Annotated in this window: 3 protein-coding genes; all 3 read right to left on the bottom strand. The window is 63.2% G+C overall.

Annotated elements, in window-relative coordinates; all coding sequences use genetic code 11:
- Nucleotides 1-690 (bottom strand): ABC transporter permease (locus tag EN914_RS29120; RefSeq protein ID WP_164778994.1); only part of this gene is annotated, 690 nt, incomplete at its 3' end.
- 114 nt (nt 691-804) lie between these two features.
- The gene (locus EN914_RS29115) at nt 805-1,722 is read right to left on the bottom strand and encodes a Gfo/Idh/MocA family protein (protein WP_024503984.1); all 918 of its coding nucleotides are present in this window, start codon (nt 1,720-1,722) and stop codon (nt 805-807) included.
- A gap of 11 nt (nt 1,723-1,733) precedes the next feature.
- The coding region (locus tag EN914_RS29110; RefSeq protein ID WP_164778993.1) for a sugar ABC transporter ATP-binding protein at nt 1,734-3,329 on the bottom strand (1,596 nt) is incomplete at its 5' end.

The following is a 3,329-nucleotide window of genomic DNA, read 5'->3' as shown; positions in this document are numbered from 1 at the left end:
GATCATGATCACGGCTGTCAGGAAGACGAAGATACTGGAGGCGCAATAGACGAGGATCGTGTGTTTCGTCACCGGGATGCCGGCAAGTTCCGCGGCTCCGGCATCCGATCCGAGCGCATAGGTACGCAGCCCGAAACGGCTGTGCCGCATCAGGATTGCTGCTACGGCGACGATCAGCAGCGTTGCGAAAATGACATTGGGAATGCCGAAGCTGCGTTCGATGCCGACCGCGCGAAGCGTCGGATCCTTCAGCATCAGGACGCCTTTGGAGGCAACGGCAAGCGTTGCGCCCTGCAGCGCGACCATTGTGGCCAATGTCGTCACGAAGGGCGGTATCTTCAACAGTGCGATAACGGCGCCGTTCGCGAGGCCGATCACCACCATCACGGCAAAGCCGACCAGCAAGGCAAGCGGCAGGCTGGCGCCGCCGTCGATCAGGCTGGCGATGAAGACGGCACAGAAGGCGACGCCGACGCCGGCGGACAGGTCGATGCCTGCCGTCAGCAGAACGATCAGGGCGCCAAGCGCCAGTATGGCGATCGGGGTCGCCTGGGCGACGATGTTGATGAGGCTGGCGGTTGAAACGATGCGGGCGTCGATGAGCGCGAAGATCGCCAGCAGGATGACCAGCAGGATCAACGGCGAGAGGTCGAGAAAGCGCCTGCACCAAATGTTCTGTTGGCGGGTCATGAGGGTTCTCTCATCGGATGTGCCAATCTTCGACCGGTTCGCGCAGGCCTGATTTGACGCTGCGCAGGATTGCATCATTGACGGCGACGGCGCGCAGGGCGTCGTCGAGCGGCATCACGAAAGGGGTTTCGTCGCGAACCGCGGAAATGAAATGGTGGACCTCCTCGAAGAGATCCCCCGTGATGCGGCCATTGACGGTCGGCCAGTGCAAGGCGTCGGGCTGCGACCACTGTCCATGCGACAGGATACGTAACCGTGGTCGCGCACGTCGAGGTCGATCATGCCTTCAGTGCCGATGATTTCGGTGCGCGCCCAGATGCCGGTCGGAACGGTCGGTGGCAGCGTCCAGCCGAAGTAGAGCTGTCCGCTCATTCCGTTCGACAGCTCGACGGTGGAGAAGATCGCGTCTTCGGAGCGAACTCCGAGCGAAGGCATGAGCTTGGCGACCGATCGGGAGTAGACGGCGATGATGTCTGAACCTGAGATCCATTGCAGCGCATCCACGTCGTGCACGCCGAGGTAGAAGCAGACGCTCGAGTTTCCGTTCATGCGAAGACCGACTTCGCGATTGGTGAAACGGCCGCTGCTGCCGTGGATCGGCTCGCCGATCCGCCCGGATTTCACCGCTGCCGCGGCTTCGCAATAGCGCGGGTCGAACCGCAGGATGTGGCCGACCAACAGACGCGCGCCGTTTCTCTCCGCCGCTTTCGCAATCGCCTTGGCAGCGGAAAGATCATGAGCCATCGGTTTTTCGAGCAGCACCGGCTTGCCGGCATCGAGCAGAGTGCGGCAGACGTCTTCATGCAGCGTATCGGGTGCCGCCACTATGTAGGCGTCGGCGGCATTGGCGGCCAGCGCGGTGGCGGCATCGGTGAAATGCCGGGCACCGAAATCGGACGCGGCCTTGCTTCCCGAGGCAGGATTCGGATCAACGAATGCCGACAGTTCCGCGACAGGGCTGGCGGCAACCACCTGCGCATGCAGGAGGCCCATGTAGCCGGCACCGACGATGGCGATCTTCAACTTGCTCAAAGGGTTTCTCCTCACAGGCATGGTGCAAGGTTGGATGCTGGCCGGGGTGAGCAGGCTGGTGGTGTGATCGTGCGATCACCAAAGGCCAGCGTCATTACGTCTTCTTCCGTCGCCCCACGCGCCAGCGTGCCGACAGAGTGGCCTTCGCGCATGACGACGATGCGGTCGGCAACGCCGAGAACCTCGGGCAACTCGCTCGACACCATGAGGATCGCCGCGCCCTCGGCCTTCAATCTTGCGATCAGGTGATGGAGTTCGGACTTCGCGCCGACGTCGACGCCGCGTGTCGGCTCGTCGAGCAGGATGATCTTCGGCTTGGTGGCAAGCCATTTGCCGATGACGACCTTCTGCTGATTGCCGCCCGAAAGCTCGATGGTCATCTTGTCGGGCTGGGCAGGCCGCACGCCGAGTGAGCCGATGAGATCGCGCGCGAGAGCCAGGATGCGGCGAGGTCTCAGCAGGCCGAAGTGACTGTTGTCGCTTATCCAGGCGAGGGACAGGTTATCCCTGATCGACATCGTGCCGACGAAGCCTTCCAGATGCCGGTCTTCCGGTATGTAGACGATGCCGGCGCGATTGGCGGCCTTGGTGTCGCCGCCGGTCTGCTGCCCGCCGAAAATTCTGAGCGTGCCGCCATGCATGGGTTCGAGGCCGGCAATCAGCCTGAGCACTTCGGAGCGGCCGCTGCCCATCAGGCCGGCGAGCGCGACGATTTCGCCCCTGCACACGCTGAGCGTGGCCGACTTCAAGAGCTTGCCATCGGAAATGTTGCTGATCTCGATCGCGGTTTCGCCGACTTGCGCTTCGAGATAGGGGAAGATGTCGCCGACATCGCGCCCGACCATCATGGAGACGATCTCGGCCTCGCTGGTCTGGCGGGTCTGGCGCTCGCCGATGAAGCGTCCGTCACGCAGAACGACGACGCGGTCGCACTGGCTGAAGATCTCTTCCATCTTGTGCGAGATGTAGAGGATGCCGGCGCCGCGAGCTCTCAGCCTGTCGATCAGGTCGTAGAGCTGGTCGCGCTCGCGGTTGGAGAGCGCGCTGGTCGGCTCGTCCATGATGAAGAACCAGGCATCGGACAGAACGGCACGGGCAATTTCCACCATCTGCCGGTGCCCGACGGAAAGCGTTCGCAGCTCCGCGCCAATGTCGATATCGAGCGACAGCTCGTCCATGATGGCCTTCGCATCGCGCCGCATCCGAGCCCGGTCGAGAAATCCCAGGCGGGTGTGCGGTTCGCGGCCGATGAAGAGATTCTCCGCCACCGTCAGGTCCGGCGAAAGGCTGAAATGCTGATGGATGACGCTGATGCCCTTGGCGTCGCTGGGGGAGTGGAACTGGACGGCGTTGCCGTCGATGACGATCTCACCCTCGTCCGGGCGATGCAGACCGGAAATGCACTTCACCAGCGTCGATTTCCCGGCCCCGTTCTCGCCGGCAAGCCCCACCACCTCGCCGGCCGAGACGGCAAAGCTGACACCGTCGAGCGCCTTGACGCCCGGAAAAGACTTGCCAAGCCCGCGCAAGGCGATGCTGTGTTTGCCGACCGATGTTGCGGCGGTGTTGCGGGGGGACGGGGGGGGCTTGCGGCCACCGGGCTTGAA

The sequence above is a fragment of the Mesorhizobium sp. M7A.F.Ca.CA.001.08.2.1 genome, assembly GCF_003998455.1.
Classification (GTDB): Bacteria; Pseudomonadota; Alphaproteobacteria; order Rhizobiales; family Rhizobiaceae; genus Mesorhizobium; species Mesorhizobium ciceri.
The sequence above is the reverse complement of the archived record's forward strand: the minus strand, read 5'-3'. Positions and strand labels throughout refer to the sequence as shown.